Here is a 17369-nt window from a genome sequence, read left to right on the forward strand (position 1 = left end):
AGCCCACGGGCCTCGGCGCCGACGCATGTCCCCCGGACTCGCAGGTTCATCGCGGTCCTCCGGACACGCAGGCGACGACCGTGTCCCCGAAGAAAAGGTTCTCCGTGTCCGTCTCCCGCATCGTCCGCAGCATCGCGTCCCCGAAGAAGGCCCTCACCACCGCCGCCGTGGCCGCCGCCACCGCCGGCATGGTGCTGACCGCGGCCCCCGCTCACGCCGCGACCGCCGACTCGGCCACCGAGGCCAAGGCGATCGCGCACCAGCTGATCCCGAGCTCGGCCCAGTACGCCGCGTTCAGCAAGATCGTGGAGCACGAGAGCGGCTGGGACGTCGACGCCACCAACGCCTCCTCCGGCGCCTACGGCCTGGTCCAGGCCCTCCCGGGCTCGAAGATGGCCTCGGCCGGCTCGGACTGGCGTACCAACGCCAAGACCCAGATCAAGTGGGGTCTCGACTACATGAACTCCCGCTACGGCAGCCCGACCGGCGCCTGGTCCTTCTGGCAGGCGAACGGCTGGTACTGATCCGCCGCCCTGCCGGACACCCGGTCGAAGTACCGCACCACCTGGGGCGCCGACACCACGAACGTCCCGAAGTGGTCCGTGGCGCCCTGGTCCATCACCCGCACCCTCGCCCCCTCACCGGCGAGGGTGCGGGCGCATGTGCGGGCGTTGCCGACGGGTACGTCGGTGTCGTTGTCGCCGGTGTAGAGCCGGACGGGGGCGGCCGGTTTCCAGTCGCAGGTGTGGTCGGCGGCGCGCAGTGCGTCGAGCAGCGCGCCGGAGGGGTGCTGGAGACGGTCGTAGAAGGCGGGCGTGAGCAGCTGCTTCACCGTCGGCGCGAGGCCCCGCACCACGTCGTCCTCCTCGTGGGTCCCGTCGAGAAGCCCCTCGACCCGGCTCGCGTAGGGCGCCCGGAAGGCCTCGCCCGGATCGTCGTAGAAGTGATGCAGCCGGTTCTGGGCGACCAGCCAGTACGAGGTGTAGAGCACCCCGCTCGTGTCGTTGACCCGCCCGTCGAACAGGGCCGGCATCTCGGCGCCCTCCAGGTCGTACGGCCCGCTGATCGGCGCCAGCGCCTTGACCCGGAAGTGAGGGTCGGCCCCCTGCGCCAGCGCCTTCCCGAGCGCCATCGCCACCTGCCCGCCCTGCGAGAACCCGGTCGCGTAGACGTCCCCGGTGAGCGGCCGCCCGAGCCGCTCGGCGGCGGTGCCCGCCGCCCGCAGCATGTCCAGCGATGCCGTCACCGACGAGGCCGTGTCCATGTACGGGTGCGGGCCGGGCCCTTCCCCGAGCCCCAGATAGTCGGGAGCGGCGACCGCCCGCCCCGCCGAGGCGTTCAGATACGACGGCACCCGCCCGAAGTCCTCACTCGCCGACGGCGCGTAGCTCCGCTTGACCATGGTCCCGTGCGTGTCGGAGACAAGGGCGAGGCGATGGGCTCCGCCCTTGGGGAGGGTCAGCAGCCCGGTCGCCGTCGTCGGCTTCCCGTACGGGTCCACCGTCCGGTACGTCAGCCGGTACGCCCGTACCCCGTACCGCACCGAGTCGCTCGCGATCTCCTTCCCCGCGAGGAAGGCCTTCACCTCCCCGGCGTCGTGGTCTGCGACCGGCGTGACCGAGACGAGGGTGCCTCGGAAGTCGGTGTGCCGCTCCCCGGCCGCGACGGCGACGGGAGCGGCGGCCAGCCCGGCGAGCAGCAGGACGGCCGCGCCGGCGAGTCCCCGCCGGGTCCGCCAACTGGTCCTTGTTTCCTGTGTTTTGCGCGTCTCATCACTCATGTCCTGGACGCTACGGACGTACTGTTCGCGTCGACATCCGATAGTCCCCCGCCCTCATGGTGGACTTGAGTCCACCCCGCCCGCCCTTCCGGCCCACCGGAGCAGCCTTCATGAGCGTCCAGACCGAAGAGACCGCACACGAATCCCGCGGACTGCGCCTGGTCCCGGTGCTGTTGGGGCTGACCGTGGTCAGCGGCCTGATCGACGCGGTGAGTTATCTGGGCCTCGGCCATGTCTTCACCGCCAACATGACCGGCAACGTGGTCGTCCTGGGCTTCGCGGCGGCGGGAGCCCCCGGCTTCTCGGTCCCGCACACGGCGACCTCACTGGTCTGCTTCCTGCTCGGCGCGGTGGCCGGCGGCCGGACGTCCCGGTGGCTTGGCAGGGGTTCCCGGCGCAGGTGGGCCCGCCTCACGCTGGCCACGGAGGCGGTCCTGGTGGGCGCCTGCGCCGCCGTGGCCTTCGCGGCCCCGCACGCCACGGCCACCACCTACACCCTCATCGCCGTCACGGCCTTCGCCATGGGCCTGCGCAACGCCACGGTCCGCAAGCTCGGCGTCCCCGAGCTCACGACGACGGTCCTCACGATGACCCTCACCGGCCTCGCCTCCGACTCCCGCGCGGGCGGCGGCTCGGGCCACCGCTCACCCCGCCGCAGCGCGTCCGTGGTGGCGATGGCGGTCGGCGCCTGGCTCGGGGCGTGGCTGGTCACGGACCACGGGCTGGGGGTTCCGCTGCTGGTCGCGGCCTTGCTGGCGGGGGTGCTGGCGGTGGTGGCTTCCGGGCGGGAGTAGGGGCGGGGATCGGCGATGCGCATATCGTCGGCGTATCGAAAACCGCATACGCGGCGGCAACACGGCACTGACTTGGCTGGGGGCATGTCCTACTCCGCACCAGCGCGACCGGTGAGCCCGACCGTGCGGCCGATCGGCGCCGCCGAGCACCTGGCGTTCGTACGGTCGCGGGCGTCGGTCAGCTTTCTACAGACCCCGGCATGGGGTCGCGTCAAGACCGAGTGGCGCAGTGAGTCCCTCGGCTGGTTCGACGGTCGGCGTCTGGTCGGCGCCGGGCTCGTCCTGCACCGTCCGGTGCCGCGGTTCGACCGTTTCACGCTGGCCTACCTGGCCGAGGGCCCGGTCATCGACTGGACCGGCGAGATCGACGCGTGGCTCGATCCGCTGGCCGCGTATCTCAAGGCGCACGGCGCGTTCGCGATCCGGCTCGGCCCGCCGGTGCGCACGAACACCTGGAGCGCCGGTCAGGTCAAGGAGGGCATCTCCGATCCGGGCATCAAGCGGCTCACCGAGCTGCCCAGCCTGCGGGACGACCCGATCGGCGCCCGGGTGACGGGTCACCTCAGGGACGCCGGCTGGCTGCCGCGGAACCCGGAGGACGGCTTCGGGGCCGGTCATCCGCAGTTCAAGTACGAGATCCCGCTGGCCGGCCGGACCGAGGACGAGCTGCTCAGGGGCATGAACCAGCAATGGCGCCGCAACATCAAGAAGGCGGCCAAGGAGGGCGTCGAGGTCACGACAGGTGAGTTCACGGCCGGTGATGTCACGGCAGGTGATGTCACGGCAGGTGATGTCACGGTCGGCGAGGACCTGAAGGCGTTCCACGACCTGTACGTCCACACCGCCGAGCGCGACCGCTTCACGCCCCGGCCGCTGCGCTACTTCGAGACCATGTTCGCGGCGCTGCGTGCCGAGGATCCCGAGCGGATCAGGCTCTACCTCGCCCACCATCAGGGCGACCTGGTCGCCGCCACCGTCCTGGTCCGCGTCGGCACCCACGCGGTGTACGTCTACGGCGCCTCCGCCACCGAGAAACGCGAGGTACGCGGCTCCAACGCCTGCCAGTGGGCGATGATCCGCGACTCGCTGGCAGCCGGCTGCGACGTCTACGACCTGCGCGGCATCACCCCCACCCTCGACGCGGACGACCCGCACGTCGGACTGATCCAATTCAAGGCCGGCATCGGCGGACGGGCGGTGCGGTACGTCGGCGAGTGGGACCTGCCGCTACGACCGGCGATCTACCGGGCCTTCGACCTGTTCATGCGGCGGCGCGGGCGCTGAACCCGCGTCTCATGGCCTGCCGCTTATGGCCTACGCGAGCGCGGCGGCGACTTCGTCGAGGTGGGCGCCGCGGGAGGCCTTGACCAACACCACGTCACCGGCGGCGAGTTGCCCGCGCAGCCAGTCCACCGCCGCGTCCCTGTCGGCCGGTGTCACCGCCTGCTCTCCCGCGCCGTCGGCGATCGGCCGGGCGGCCTCGCCGACCGCGAGCACGACGTCGGCCCGGCGGGCGGCGTACCGCCCGATGGCACGGTGCTCGGCCTCGCTGTCGGCGCCGAGTTCGAGCATCTCGCCGAGGACTGCGATACGGCGTCCGCCCTCGACCGCCGCGAGCGCGTCCAGGGCGGCGCGGGTCGAGTCGGGGTTGGCGTTGTAGGAGTCGTTGAGCAGCGTCGCGCCGCAGGCGAGGGCGCGCGGCTCCATGCGCCACTTCGACAGCGAGGCGGTGGCCAGCGCGGCCGCGGCCACGTCGAGGGGGACGCCGGCCGCCAGTCCCGCCGCTGCGGCCGCCGAGGCGTTGAGCGCCTGGTGGGCACCCACGAGCGGCAGCGTGACCGGGACCGAGGCGTGGGCGGTGCGGAGCGTGAAGGACGGGCGGCCGAGCCGGTCCAGCGCCAGGTCGAGCACCCGAACGTCGGCGTGCTCGGCCCGGCCGAAGGTCAGCACCGGGCCGTCGGTGAGCGCGCGCATCGCGGCCACCCGGGGATCGTCGGCGCTGATGACGGCGGTGCCGCCGGGCGCCAGCCCCCGTACCAGCTCGCCCTTGGTCCTGGCGATGGCCGCGCGCGACCCGAACTCCCCGAGGTGCGCCTGTCCGACGTTCAGGACTACGGCGATGTCGGGCGCCGCCAGCCCGGTGAGCGCCGCGATGTCGCCGACGTGGCGGGCGCCCATCTCCAGGACGAGGAACCGGGTGGCCGCGTCGGCGCGCAGCATCGTGAGCGGCACGCCGAGCTCGTTGTTGAGCGAGCCGATGGTGGCAGTCGTCGGCGCGGCGCTCGACAGTACGGCCGCCAGCAGGTCCTTGGTGCCGGTCTTGCCCTGGGAGCCGGTCAGCCCGGCGACGGTCAGCCCGGCGCGCAGTCGGGCCACGGCGTGGGCGGCGAGCGTCTGGAGCGCGGTCCGGGGGTCCTCGACCACGACGGTGGGCAGCGGAGTCGGCTTCGAGCCGAGCACGGCCACCGCGCCGGCCCGGCCGGCCTGGCCGGCGTACTCGTGGCCGTCGACGTGCTCGCCGGCGAAGGCCACGAAGAGCCCGCCCGGCTCGGCCCGCCGGCCGTCGAGTACGGCCGGCGCGGTCACCGTCACGGAGCCGTCGCCCGCGACCGTGCCACCGACGATCGCGGCGATCTCGACGAGCCCGAGCGGAATCATCGGGGCCTGCCCACCTGCGTGATGGGAAAGTCGAAATAGGTGTCCGGATAGGGCTCGTCGTCGAGTGTGTAGTGCCACCACTCGTTCTCGTACGGGCGGAATCCGGAGGCCTCCATGACCGAACGGAGCCGCCCGCGGTTTCTGGCTTCGACCTGCGCTATTCCTTCTGCCCCATGATGCGAGACGGGATCCATCAGGTCATGGTCACCGCCCATGAGAGCGAGTTCACCGGTGGTCAGGTGATACAGCGTCAGGTCGACCGTGCTGCCCCGGCTGTGGCCCGACCTGTCGGCCACATACCCACCCTCGAACATCTCGGCCCGGTCGATGTTCGGATAGTGCCGCCGCTTGGTCCTGCCGTCCTCCGGCTGTCGCGACCAGCGCAGAAAGCAGTCGACGGCACTCTGCGGACGGTATCCGTCCCACAGGAGCAGACCGAAGCCGAGGGACGCGGCCTCTTCACGCGCCTTCTTCAGGGCCGCGCACAAGGCCTTGGTGCCGACGATCCGGTTCACCAGGTAGCCGTCCACCGGTTTGCCGGTGAAGTTGTCCCAGGTGGCGTACTTGGCGTCCCAGCGCACGCCGGGTATGAACTCGTCCAGAAAGACGAAATCGTCATTCATCGGCTTTCCCCGTCAATGCCAACGCCAACGCCACCATCCGGTCGATCACTTCGGCGAACGGCAGCCCGGCGGCCTCCATCATCCGCGGATAACGGCTGTACGAGGTCAGGCCGGGCAGCGTGTTCACCTCGTTGAGGACGACCTCTCCATCCGCCTTGAGGAACATGTCCACGCGCGCCAGCCCCTTGCAGCCCAGGGCGCGGTAAACGGACTTCGCCGTTTCCCGGACGAGTTCGCGCGAACTCGCCGAGATGTCGGCGGGAACGACGGGCGTCGAGTTCTCGGAGCCGCTTTCGGGGTCGTCCTCCTGATGGATCTTGAAGAAGCCGTGGGACAGAGCGATCCGGTCCACCTCGCCCACGATCAGATCCGAGCCGTTCCCGAGGACGGCGCAGCCGACCTCGCTGCCGACGACGGCCTCTTCGATCAGCACCTTCGAGTCGTACCGCCGCGCGGTTTCCACCGCACTCGGCAGTTCCTCCTCGCTCGACACCTTGCTGACGCCGAAGGAGGATCCCGAACTGGCCGGTTTCACGAAGACGGGATAGGTGAAGGAGTCGGCATCGATCTTCTCGTCCTCCATGACGGGCCAGAAGTCCGGCGTGGCGATTCCCGCGCTGCGCACGACGGTGTACGCAAGGGATTTGTCCAGGCAGAGGGCAGAGCTCTGGATTCCGCAGCCGGCGTAGGGAATGGCCGCGAGTTCCAGCAGCCCCTGTATCGCGCCGTCCTCACCGAACCTGCCGTGCAGGACGGGCAGTACGACGTCCAGGCTGACGGTGTCGTATCGCCCGTCCTCCAGGACGAGCAGCCCATGTGCGCCGCTGTCGGGCGAGAGCACGGCCGGACGACACTCGCCGTCCTCCCAGCTCGCTCCCGGACGCTCGCAGAGCTTCCAGGCACCGCTCTTCGTGATCCCGACGTAGAACGGTTCGTATTTCTCGAGGTCGAGGTTCTCGGCCACCTCTTTCGCGGACTTCACGGAGATGGGGTGCTCTTCGGAACGACCCCCGAATATGATTCCGACCTTCAGCCTAGCCATGCTGTTCCCCGCTCTCGAATTTCAGGCAGTTGATGATGGAGTTCTCCACGGTGTCGCTCAGGGCGCGGTCGGTGTAGTAGGCGGTGTGCGGGCTGATGAAAACGTTCGGCATTTCCTGGAGCCGCGGCAGATGTTCACTGTCGATGGGCGTGTTTCTGCGGTCGGCGTAGAAAATCCCCTCTTCCTCCTCCAGGACGTCCAGGGCCGCACCGCCCAACCTGCCCTTCTCCAGCGCCACCACAAGAGCCTCGGTGTCGATGAGCGAACCGCGCCCGGTGTTGATGACGAATGCGCCCTGTCTCATCCGTCCGATGCGCCGACGATCGAGGAGATGGCGTGTCTCACGGTTGAGCGGCGTATGCAGCGTCACGATGTCGCTCAGCCGCAGGAGTTCATCGAGCGGGACGTACTCGGCTGCGGTACTCGGCCGCTTACTGTTGGCCAGCACTCGACAGCCGAAACCCCGCAGCCTGTCCATGACCGCCGTTCCGATACGCCCCGTTCCGACGACCCCAACGGTCAGGTCACGCAGCTCTCTCCCGCGCACGTCGTTCAACCGGTAGTCATGGAGATCCGCGCGCCGGACAGTGGACTTCGCGTGCCGCACCGCCATCAGCATCATCATCAACGTGTAGTCGGCGACGCTGTCGGGCGAGTAGAAGACGTTCTCGACGGAAATGCCGAGGCCGGCCGCGTACTCCACGTCGACGTGGTTGTATCCGATGCTCCGCGTGGAGATGTAGGCCACGCCGGCGCGGCTCAGCGCGAGGAGAGTGGCATTCGTGATCCGGGTCTTGTGACCGACACTGACACACCGGTTCCCGACCGCGAGTCCGGCGTTGTTCTCGGATACCGCGGCTTCGACGACGGTCGGCACGACACCGAACCGAGGCGCCAACTCCCGAAACAGAACGGCCTCGTCCCGCTCGCAACCGTAGACGGTTATTCCGGATTCCAGCGATCGGGTACGGCGATTCGCCGTTCGTACGGGTTCGCTGTTGGTCATGCCGGTAGTCAAGGCGGAGTTGTGTTGCAGGCGCGTATGGGGTTTTCGATATGCCGACAACATGCTACCTACCAGTAGACATGGTCGTGATCAAGATCACGCAGACACAAGGGAACCACCTGTCGCGGGATCTGTTCATGGTGTGCTCACGCCAATTACTCTCACGGTTCACTGATCGACTTGTCGGTGAACCGACTCAGCTGCGCTGGGGAGCGCGGCCGGTTCGCCTCGGTCTGTGACTGTTCGGGTATTGGACTGCGGTTCGCGCGCGATCGGCGCGAGGACCGCGTGGGGTGGGAGTTCGAGTGGCTGCTCGGCGTGCGCGTTCGCTTTCCGTTGCTCTGGCGGGGGCGGTGTTGGCGGGTCTGTTGTCGACCGTCTCAGTGGTGGCACCGCAGCAGGCAACCGCCGCCGACGGCGACACGACGCCGCTCGTGCCGTCGCAGTCGGCGGGCACGGTTCCCGCCCAGCAGGCGGAGGAGGTGGGCAAGCCGCTGCCGGAACCGACGTGGCCGGATGCGGCTGAGGCGACGGTGGACCTGTCGGAGGCGGCACCTGGGGATCCGGGCACGGTGATACCCCAGCCGTCGGCATCCGCATCGGCGAGCGGCGACACCACCGAGGTCGGCGACGTGGTCGAGGTCGCGCCCTTGCCTGACGAAGCAAGCGCTGCCCCGCAGTTGTCCCGGGAACGGCTCGCCGACGAGGACACACCCACACCGACCCCAACCGTCTCGGACAGCACGGAGGCAACCACCTCAGCCACCGCGGATGCGAGCCTCTCCGCCGCCCCGGAACCCAGCGAGAGCACCTCGGCGGAGCCTTCACCATCGGCTTCGGCTTCGGCTTCGGCTTCGGCTTCGGCTTCGGCTTCGGCTTCGGCTTCGGCTTCGGCAGAACCGACCCCCGACCCCGTATCCCCGGAGCAGGTCGCGGTCCAGCTGCTGGATCGCGGAGACGTGGCGCCGGCGGGCGGCGTGGGACTGGGGTTGCAGGTCACCCGTACTGACGGTGTGACCGAGCCCGGCCAGGTCCAGGTCGACATCGACTACTCGGGCTTCAAGTACGCCTACGGCGGCGACTTCGCCTCCAGGTTGCGGCTGGTGAAGCTGCCCGCCTGTGCTCTGGAGACACCGGAAGCCGAAGACTGCACGGGCCGCGAGTACGTGCCCGTCGACAACGACACCGCCAAGGGCACCCTGACCGCGACGGTGACGGCCGAGCCTGACAGCGACGGCCTGTCCACCCAACTGGCCGACACCAGCGGCTCCGTGTACACGCTGACGACGGGCTCGTCCTCGGACAACGGCGACTACCGCGCCTCCACCCTGTCTCCCACAGGTTCCTGGGACGTGGCGACCGGCTCCGGCGCCTTCACCTACAGCCTGCCCGTCGCTCTGCCCACACCCGCCATGGGCACGGCACCGTCGCTCGCGCTGTCGTACAACTCGCAGTCGGTGGACGGCCGTACCTCGTCGACCAACAACCAGGCGTCCTGGGTCGGCATGGGCTGGGACCTGAACGTCGACTACATCGAGCGCCGCTACCGCAACTGTTCCGAGGACGGGTTGGCGACGATCGGTGACATGTGCTGGGACTCTCCCAACACCGCCAAGGAGCCGGACGGGGCTGTCTACGTCATCAGCCTCAACGGCGTGGCCTCCACACTCGTCCAGGACGACTACGGCACCGGCTCGTACCACCTTCAGGACGACCCGGGCTGGCGGGTGCAGCACCTGAGCGGCGGACATGGCGCCGATGACGAGTACTGGGTCATCTCCACGCAGGACGGCACCCGTTACTACTTCGGCTGGGGCCGCGCGGAGCGCACCGGCACGGCCACCGCCTCGGTCTTCACCATCCCCGTGGTCGGCAACGACACCGGCGAGCCGTGCCACGCCCAGTTCCCGGAGCCCTGCACACAGGCCTGGCGCTGGAACCTCGACCGCACGGTGGACGCAAAGGAGGTGGAGTCGGCCTACTTCTACGACAAGGAGAGCAACTACTACCGCTCGGTCGCCAATACTGACAAGGCCCGCTCCTACACCGCCGGCGGCTACCTGACGAAGATCGAGTACGGCTGGCCGACCCAGATCACGGGCTCCAAGCCGACCGGCAAGGTGGAACTCACCCACGTCGGCCGGTGCGTTGAGCGCATGGCGGACGCGGATCCGCTCCGCAGCGAGCCCGACGCCTGCCCGTCGATCTCCTCCAGCCCCTCGTCCTACCCGGACGTGCCGGTGGACCTGATGTGCGACGGCAGTTCGAGCGACTACTACTGCGCCGGTAAGACGTACTACCCGACGTTCTTCAGCAAGGACATGCTGTGGGACATCAAGACGTACGTGCTGAACACCGGCGCGGACGGCTGGGACCCGGTGCAGCAGTTCCAGACGAAGCACGGGCTGCCCAACCCGGACGGTTCGATCGGCAAGACGCTGTGGCTGGACTACGTCCAGCGCAAGAGCTACGGGTCGGGCACGGACCTCGTCCTGCCCGTCATCAACTTCAACGGCGTCGACCTGGACAACAAGGTCGGCTCCACCGAACTCAACTTCCGCCGCGTCAACACCATCCACGACGACCTGGGCGCCACCACCAGCGTCACGTACGGTTCGCCCAACGCGTGCAGCGCCGACAGCCTGCCCACGCAGTCGTCGAACGCCCAGGACTGCTTCTGGCAGAAGTGGACGCCCGAGGGCGAGACCGAGGCGAAGTCCGGCTGGTTCAAGAAGTTCCTGGTCACCAAGGTCACCGTCGATCCGACGGTGACCAGCAACCAGGACGGCGCCCCGGAGATGACCACCTCCTACGACTACCAGGGCGGCGCCGGCTGGCGCTTCACCAATGATCCGCTCACCAAGGACGACGACGAGACCTGGTCGGACTGGCGCGGCTACCAGCGCGTGGAGGTCACCTCCGGCACGGGCACGGTCAAGCACTCCACCTTCTACTGGCTCTACCGCGGCCTGGACGGCGACCGCACGTCCAAGACCGACTCCACCGCCACCCGGTCCGTGTCGGTGACCGACGGCGAGGGCACGTCCTACACCGACTCGGACTGGCTCCAGGGCCGCACGATCGAGACCTCCCAGCGGGACGACGCCGGCAACTCGCAGGAGCGGGTCTTCCACCACTACTGGACGTACGACACGGCCCAGTACGCCGGCCTGCCCGACGCCCGCTTCGTCCGCGAGGACGAGACCACCACCGACACCAAGATCTCCACCGGCTGGCGCACGCATGTCGTCCAGAACGAATACGACGACACCACGGCCACCTCGGCCACGTACGGCCTGCCGCTGCGCGTCGACGACCAGGGCGAGAAGGACGTCTCGGACAACCGCTGCACCACGTACGGCCGCGCCTACAACACCGACCTGTTCGACGGCAGCGACATCCAGCGATGGATGATCGTCGTCGACGAGACCCGCCACTACTCGGTCGGCTGCGCCAGCCGAGCCTCGGCGAACCAGGACGGCTACACCGCGGTCCTCTACGACGGCGCCGCCAGTGTGGACACCAACAAGCCGGTCGACGCCAACGCCACCGAGACCCGCACCTACACCACGGCGAGCCACTACCAGAAGACCAAGGCCGGCTACGACGGCGCGGGCCGCCTGCGTTGGAGCGAGGACGCCAACGCGAACCGCACCACCACGACCTACAGCCCGGAAACCAACTGGCCGACCGACGGCGTCACGACCACCACCCCCGACCCGGACGGCACCGCCTCCCTGCGCGGCCCGCTCTCGACGACGGTGTGGATGTCCCGCTTGTGGGGCGCGCCTTATCAGAGCAAGGACGCCAACGGGAACATCACCAAGGTCACCTTGGACGCGACCGGCCGACCCATCGAGGTGTGGAAGCCGACGGAGACCGGCAGTTCGCCGTCGCTCAAGTTCAGCTACAGCATTCCCACCGCGACCAACGGCGGAGTTCCGGACTCGGTCAGCGGCTTCCCCCGCGTAGCCACCCACACCCTTCAGTCCGGCAGCACCTACCTGTCGTCGTACGCCTACACCGACGGCCTGGGCCGCACCCGGGAGACACAGACGTCCATCCCGGACGGCACCGACCCCTCCACGGGAGAGGAAGTCCCCAACCGGCAGGTCGCGGTCGTCCGGTACGACACGGCCGGCAACGCCACCGGCTCGTCGGCCGTCTTCCGCAACCAGGGCACCGCTGGCTCCGCCGACCCGGTCAGCCCCAAGGTCGAGGACCTGCCGTCCTACACCGCTCTGACCCTGGACTGGGCGGGACGCACAACCCTGTCCCAGATCCTCGTCGGTGACGGCACCAAGACCCAAGGCATGACCGCCGGTCGGGTGGCCACGGCGTACTACGGCGACTACAGCACCGTCACTCCGGCTGCCTCCGCCCCCACCGACACGTACACCGACGTCTACGGGCAGACGTCGAAGGTCGTGGAGCACAACGGCACTTCGACCTTCGCGACGCAGTACTTGTACACGCCGACCGGTTCGCTTCAGCAGATCACCGACCCTCGTGGCAACACGACCAAGTACACCTACGACTGGGCCGGCCAGCGGACCCGGACGGACGACCCGGACGCGGGCATCTCCACGACGGAGTACGACGACAACGGCCGGATCAGCAAGGCCAGCAGCAACATCAACGCGACCACCGGCGTCGCCAAGACGGTCCTGACGTACGGCTACGACACCCTGGGCCGCAAGGTCTCCGTCAGCAGCGACACCAGCGAACTCGCCACCTGGTCCTGGGACGGACTCGGCATCGCGGGCGGCAAGGGCCAGGTCACGGCATCCACCAACCGCGACGCCGACGGCAACGTCTACACCGTCAAGACCGACGGGTTCGACAGTCGCGGCCGCCCCCTGAGCAGCACGGTCAGCATCCCCGCCAACGTCACCGCGCTGGCCGGCAACTACACGACGACATACGGCTATGACGCGGCCGACCACATCACCTCGGTCACCTACCCCAAGGCAGGCGGCCTCGACGCGGAGACGGTCACCGCCACCTACGACGCCTACGGCCGCCCCCGCGGCCTGGCTTCCGACTGGCAGACCTACGTCAGGACCACGGTCTACGACGCCTACGGCCTGCTGACCGACCGCTACTACGGCGCCGCCTCGTCCGGCACAACGGGCGTGAGCGCTCAGCGCAGTTACAGCTACTACTACGCCAACGGAACCCGCTGGCTGCGGGGCATCTCCACGACCACCACCGTCGGCGTGTACACCAGCGAGAAACAGCAGGACCTCTACGACTACGACGACGACGGCAAGCTCACGCAACTGCGGGAGCAGGCAAGCGGCCAGACCGCACAGTCGCAGTGCTTCCGGTACGACGATCAGGCCCGCCTCACCAACGCCTACACCCGCGCGGAACTGAGCGCCTGCTCACTCACCACCGATTCCGACTTCACCGGCGAATCGCCGTACCAGACCCAGTACACCTACGACCGCCTCGGCAACCTTCAGTCCGTCACCGACAAGGACAGCACCGGGACGTCGACCACGCGCGACTACCTCTACCCCGGCTACAACGACGCGGGCACCTGGACCACCGCCAACGCCGACTGGCCGCACGGCGTCAGCAAAATCAACACGATCGCCTCCGGCACCACGACCGGAACGGAGAAGCTCTACTACGACGACGCCGGGCAGATGACCCAGCGCGTCGAGACCGGCAAGACCACCGACTACACCTGGACCAAGCTCGCCCAGCTCGCCACCGCCAAGATCACGACCTCCAGCGGCAGCCAGCTGACCCGCTACACCTACGACGCCGACGGCAACCTCCTGGTCCGCACGAGCCCCCAGGAAACCGTGGCCAACATCGGCGGCACGGAACTGCGCACCACCGACGGCAAGACGGCCACCGCCACCCGCTACTACAGCAGCGGCAGCGCGACGGTGGCGATGCGCACCACGCAGGGCACTTCGGAGGCCAAGGGCAAGGTCACGTACCTGATGGCCGACACCCAGGCCTCCACCCAACTCTCCGTGGACGCCACGACCGGCGCTTCAGCCCGCCGCCGCTACACCCCGTTCGGCGACGAGCGCAGCGGAAGCCTCCCCACCGGCACCACGCGGGGCTTCCTCGGCCAGACCGAGGACACGAGCACGGGCCTGTCCCTCCTCGGCGTGCGTGCCTACGACCCACACCTGGGCCGCTTCCTGAGCACCGACCCCCTCAGCGCCCCGTACGACCCGCAGAACCTCTCCGCCTACAGCTACAGCGACAACGACCCCGTCAACTACTCCGACCCGACCGGCCTGTACCTCGACGACGGAACCGGCCACAGCGAACCGCACCCCAAATCGACCGGCAAGAAGAAGAACGTCGGGGTCCCGACGGGCGGCACAGGCGCCGGCGGCTGCTACTACACCTGCGGCGCCGGGGCCGACTCGGACGGCGGCATCATCGGCGAGACCCGCGATGCCGCCCGCGCCGCCGAGATCGAGATCTACGCGGCCGTCGCCTCATTCTCCTCCCAGAGCTTCTACGACGCCTGGCTCGCCGCCTACCGCGCCGACATGGGCAAGAAGTACGAACGCGGCGAAACGATGGACGCCAACAACGCCATCGGCACCGCCGTCAACGTCTGCTGGGTCCACGCGGATCTCGGCTGTTCCAAGCAGTTGCAGAACTACTTCGAGGACGTCGAGTACACGCGCAACTCGTCCATTGGCGCGTACGAGGAACTCTTCGGCGGAATCCGGCTGAAGCTGGGCGAAGGCAACGAACTCAGTCGCGCCTTGTCCGCGCGAGGCTGCAACAGCTTCCTGCCCGACGCAGGCGTCCGCATGGCCGACGGCACCGTGAAGGACATCAAGGACATCAAGACCGGCGACAAGGTCCTCGCCACCGACCCCGACACGGGCAAGACCGAAGCCCGCACCGTCCTCGCCACCATCATCACCAAGGAGGACAAGGCCTTCACCGAACTCACGGTGAAGACCGCCCACGGCACCGCAAAGATCACAGCAACCGACCACCACCCCTTCTGGTCGGCTACCACCCGCACCTGGAAGGATGCCGCAGACCTCGCCCCGGGCACATCTCTCCGTACCGACACCGGCGCCACCGTCGAAGTAACCGCCACACGCCACTTCCACGAAAACCACGAAACCCGCAACCTCACCATCGACGGCCTCCACACCTACTATGTGCTGGCGGGGGCCACGCCGGTCCTGGTTCATAATTCCGGTGGCTGCCTTACGATGTCTTCCGCGATTGGTGGGGACTCGTCTCTGGTGAAGGCTGCACAGCAGGCAGGGAAGAACCAGAAGGTTCAGGCCGACCTGGATAGCCTGTTCCAGCAGCTGTCGCGCGGAAATATGAATCCAGGGCTCGGAAGTAAGGCATTGTCTGGAACGGATGTTACCTACGCGCGAGGACGAAACGGCGGTCGCCTATTCTTCCGGAACGTTGACGGAGGGATTCAGATCGTTGGGAAATCCGATAAGGCAAACGAGTCCAAGGTGATTGCGAGGCTGAACCAGCTCTATGGTCAGTGACTCTCTCTACCGCGTAGAGAACCAGCAGTTCAGTGCCCTCTTCATGTTGGGTGCGGAGGACGACAAGGGAACCGTTGAGAACGTTGACGCTGAACTAATCCTCCCGGATGGGACACGATGGAGCGCCACGTTCATGACGCTACGGGCGATCGAACAGGTGATGAATCGATGGCAGGAGACTGGGGAATGCGCCAGCGGTGCGTACTTCCAGTGTTCCGACCTCGTGATCATTCCGGAGGGTGGTCTGGCGACGATGCTAGATTCCTTCAAGGGAATTATCGATTCAGGTGGGCCTGAAGGAGTTTTGCAACTTCTGAGTGACGACTGAATCGCCGTAGATGCTCCTGCGGAGCGAAACAGGATGCCCCTTTCCCGGGTGACGGAGAAAGGGGCATCCTGGGTTTTGACGGCAACGGTGACGGCAACGTCAGCGGACGACGGCTGCGGTGGGCGGGTCATCCGGGTCGTCGGTCGTGCCGAGGAGGCTGCCGAGGGTGTCGATGGCCTGGCGTTGGAGGCGGAGTCGGACGTGGGCGTAGACGCCGGCGGTGACGCCGATGTGGGCGTGGCCGAGGAGTTCCTTGATGACGACGAGCTCGACGCCCTGTTCCAGGAGCAGGGTGGCCGTGGAGTATCTGAGGTCGTGGAAGCGGATGCGGCGGAAGCCGGCCTTGCGCAGAAGCATGGTGAAGGCGCGGGTGAGGTTGGTCGGGTCGATCGCTCTGCCCTGCGCGGTGGCGAACACGTGCCCGCTGTCCTGCCACATGGTGCCTGCGGCTTCCCGTTCGCGCTGCTGCTGCTCGTGGTGGTGCTTCAGCGGGTGGGGAGGGCGATGCGACGTTCGGAGGGCCCGTGTCTTGGTGGGCAGTGTGGTGAGCCCGCCTACGGTGGTGCGCTGCAAGGTTCGGCGGATGGCGGCGGTGCCCGCGCTGAGGTCGAGATCCCCCCAACGCAGGCCGAGGAGTTCGCCCTTGCGGAGCCCGGTGTGAAGAGCGAGTTCGAACAGCGCGTGCAACCGGAGACCTTGCGCGGCGGTGAGGAGCCGTCGGGCTTCGTCGGCGGTGAGGGGTTCGAAGCGCCGGGGCCGTGGGGTGCCGGTGCGGACGTTGCGGGCGACGTTGCGCGGGATCTCTTCCTCGCGCACGGCATGCTCCAGGGCGGACTTGAGCACTGAGTGGATATGGGTGAGCGTCAGCGGGGAGAGCAGCTTGCGGCAGCACCGGCCAGCGGCACAGCAGCGGGGCTCATCACGCAGGGCAGCGATCCCACGCGAGCAGCACTGGCAGGTGGCGCCGAGCTGATTGAGCCAGGTGCGGACATCCTTGGCGGTGAGCTTGGTGAGCTTCTTCTTGCCCAGGCCGGGGATCAGGTACCGGTCGACGCAGGCGGCGTATCGCGTGTGGGAGTTCTCGCGGAGCTGATGCATGGCGACGTTCTCCAGCCAGTACGTCAGGTACGCGGCCAGACTGCCCTGCGCGGAGGGGATGGGGAGGCCGCGGTTTCTGGCGGCGATCTTCTCCGTGAGCTTGGCCAGGGCTTCTTTGCGGGTGGTGCCGGGGGCGAGGACGTGTCCGGCGGCTTCCCAGCGGCCGTACTTGCGCTGGTAGATGGAGCCCGAGCCGCTGACGGCAACCGGGGCGGACATCAGCGCACACCAGCAGACGGCGACAGACTGACAACTCGCGGCCGACCTGCGAAAACCCGGCCCGGAAGAGCATATCCTCCGCACGTACTATGCGCGGGCGGGGGCAGACATCGGTACTGGTACACAATGCCGGCGGATCGAAGGATCCTCTGAGCTTTGGTAGCGGATATACGGGGTGCCTCGACCGGATCAACATCGGCGGCACAGCGGACTTTGAGGTTCATATCTACCAGTGGGGAACAGAAGTCGGGATCTTTGGAAGTAACGGATGGTTCCCGAAGTACGGAAAGAGCGCCGATGTCACCGTCCC

The 17369-nt window shown here is 68.1% G+C and carries 11 protein-coding genes; 5 read left to right on the top strand and 6 right to left on the bottom strand.

The features are described 5' to 3' along the window. Nucleotides 1-104 precede the first annotated feature (104 nt). Nucleotides 105-524: a transglycosylase SLT domain-containing protein gene (locus tag ACQEWB_RS14660; protein ID WP_432830899.1), complete on the top strand. Its 420-nt coding sequence runs from the start codon at nt 105-107 to the stop codon at nt 522-524. Here ACQEWB_RS14660 and ACQEWB_RS14665 read toward each other — a convergent pair. After that, the gene (locus tag ACQEWB_RS14665) at nt 470-1780 is read right to left on the bottom strand and encodes an alpha/beta hydrolase family protein (protein ID WP_432830901.1); all 1311 of its coding nucleotides are present in this window, start codon (nt 1778-1780) and stop codon (nt 470-472) included. The two genes, ACQEWB_RS14660 and ACQEWB_RS14665, sit on opposite strands and share 55 nt — an antisense overlap. A 110-nt stretch (nt 1781-1890) precedes the next feature. Between ACQEWB_RS14665 and ACQEWB_RS14670 the strand changes: the two genes are divergently transcribed. After that, the gene (locus ACQEWB_RS14670) at nt 1891-2574 is read left to right on the top strand and encodes a YoaK family protein (RefSeq protein WP_432830903.1); all 684 of its coding nucleotides are present in this window, start codon (nt 1891-1893) and stop codon (nt 2572-2574) included. Between the two features lie 84 nt (nt 2575-2658). Beyond that, nucleotides 2659-3858, top strand: a complete 1200-nt coding sequence (locus ACQEWB_RS14675) for a lipid II:glycine glycyltransferase FemX (protein WP_432830905.1) — start codon at nt 2659-2661, stop codon at nt 3856-3858. Between the two features lie 30 nt (nt 3859-3888). On the opposite strand, the gene ACQEWB_RS14680 is transcribed toward ACQEWB_RS14675, so the two are convergent. The 4 genes from ACQEWB_RS14680 to ACQEWB_RS14695 are packed head-to-tail and all read right to left on the bottom strand — an operon-like array spanning nt 3889 to nt 7903. Then, entirely contained in the window at nt 3889-5232 is a 1344-nt protein-coding gene (locus tag ACQEWB_RS14680) for a UDP-N-acetylmuramoyl-tripeptide--D-alanyl-D-alanine ligase (RefSeq protein WP_432830907.1), read from the bottom strand. Continuing rightward, nucleotides 5229-5855 (bottom strand): D-Ala-D-Ala dipeptidase VanX, encoded by a 627-nt coding sequence (gene vanX, locus ACQEWB_RS14685; protein WP_432830909.1) that lies wholly within the window; start codon nt 5853-5855, stop codon nt 5229-5231. Before vanX ends, ACQEWB_RS14680 begins: the two co-directional genes overlap by 4 nt. Beyond that, nucleotides 5848-6897 carry a D-alanine--(R)-lactate ligase gene (gene vanA / locus ACQEWB_RS14690; RefSeq protein WP_432830911.1) on the bottom strand — a complete coding sequence of 350 codons (1050 nt, stop codon included), beginning with the start codon at nt 6895-6897 and terminating at the stop codon, nt 5848-5850. Before vanA ends, vanX begins: the two co-directional genes overlap by 8 nt. Then, the gene (locus ACQEWB_RS14695; RefSeq protein ID WP_432830913.1) at nt 6890-7903 is read right to left on the bottom strand and encodes a D-isomer specific 2-hydroxyacid dehydrogenase family protein; all 1014 of its coding nucleotides are present in this window, start codon (nt 7901-7903) and stop codon (nt 6890-6892) included. The genes vanA and ACQEWB_RS14695 overlap by 8 nt, the downstream gene beginning before the upstream one ends. A 386-nt stretch (nt 7904-8289) precedes the next feature. Between ACQEWB_RS14695 and ACQEWB_RS14700 the strand changes: the two genes are divergently transcribed. Both ACQEWB_RS14700 and ACQEWB_RS14705 read left to right on the top strand, forming a co-directional pair. After that, nucleotides 8290-15414: an RHS repeat-associated core domain-containing protein gene (locus ACQEWB_RS14700; RefSeq protein ID WP_432830917.1), complete on the top strand. Its 7125-nt coding sequence runs from the start codon at nt 8290-8292 to the stop codon at nt 15412-15414. Continuing rightward, nucleotides 15404-15742: a hypothetical protein gene (locus tag ACQEWB_RS14705; protein WP_432830919.1), complete on the top strand. Its 339-nt coding sequence runs from the start codon at nt 15404-15406 to the stop codon at nt 15740-15742. Before ACQEWB_RS14700 ends, ACQEWB_RS14705 begins: the two co-directional genes overlap by 11 nt. A 99-nt stretch (nt 15743-15841) precedes the next feature. Here ACQEWB_RS14705 and ACQEWB_RS14710 read toward each other — a convergent pair whose 3' ends face one another. Further along, on the bottom strand, nt 15842-17059 hold the full coding sequence (locus ACQEWB_RS14710; protein WP_432830921.1) for a tyrosine-type recombinase/integrase: 1218 nt from the start codon (nt 17057-17059) through the stop codon (nt 15842-15844). Nucleotides 17060-17369: the final 310 nt, after the last annotated feature.

Source organism: Streptomyces sp. CA-249302 (genome assembly GCF_050936785.1).
Taxonomy (GTDB): Bacteria; Actinomycetota; Actinomycetes; order Streptomycetales; family Streptomycetaceae; genus Streptomyces.

Bases quoted from the DNA above. Each gene is read 5' to 3' on its own strand.
- ACQEWB_RS14695 (WP_432830913.1), bottom strand. From the start codon at position 7,903: ATGACCAACAGCGAACCCGTACGAACGGCGAATCGCCGTACCCGATCG.
- ACQEWB_RS14705 (WP_432830919.1), top strand. From the start codon at position 15,404: ATGGTCAGTGACTCTCTCTACCGCGTAGAGAACCAGCAGTTCAGTGCC.
- ACQEWB_RS14680 (WP_432830907.1), bottom strand. From the start codon at position 5,232: ATGATTCCGCTCGGGCTCGTCGAGATCGCCGCGATCGTCGGTGGCACG.
- ACQEWB_RS14665 (WP_432830901.1), bottom strand. From the start codon at position 1,780: ATGAGTGATGAGACGCGCAAAACACAGGAAACAAGGACCAGTTGGCGG.
- vanA (WP_432830911.1), bottom strand. From the start codon at position 6,897: ATGGCTAGGCTGAAGGTCGGAATCATATTCGGGGGTCGTTCCGAAGAG.
- ACQEWB_RS14675 (WP_432830905.1), top strand. From the start codon at position 2,659: ATGTCCTACTCCGCACCAGCGCGACCGGTGAGCCCGACCGTGCGGCCG.
- ACQEWB_RS14670 (WP_432830903.1), top strand. From the start codon at position 1,891: ATGAGCGTCCAGACCGAAGAGACCGCACACGAATCCCGCGGACTGCGC.
- vanX (WP_432830909.1), bottom strand. From the start codon at position 5,855: ATGAATGACGATTTCGTCTTTCTGGACGAGTTCATACCCGGCGTGCGC.
- ACQEWB_RS14710 (WP_432830921.1), bottom strand. From the start codon at position 17,059: ATGTCCGCCCCGGTTGCCGTCAGCGGCTCGGGCTCCATCTACCAGCGC.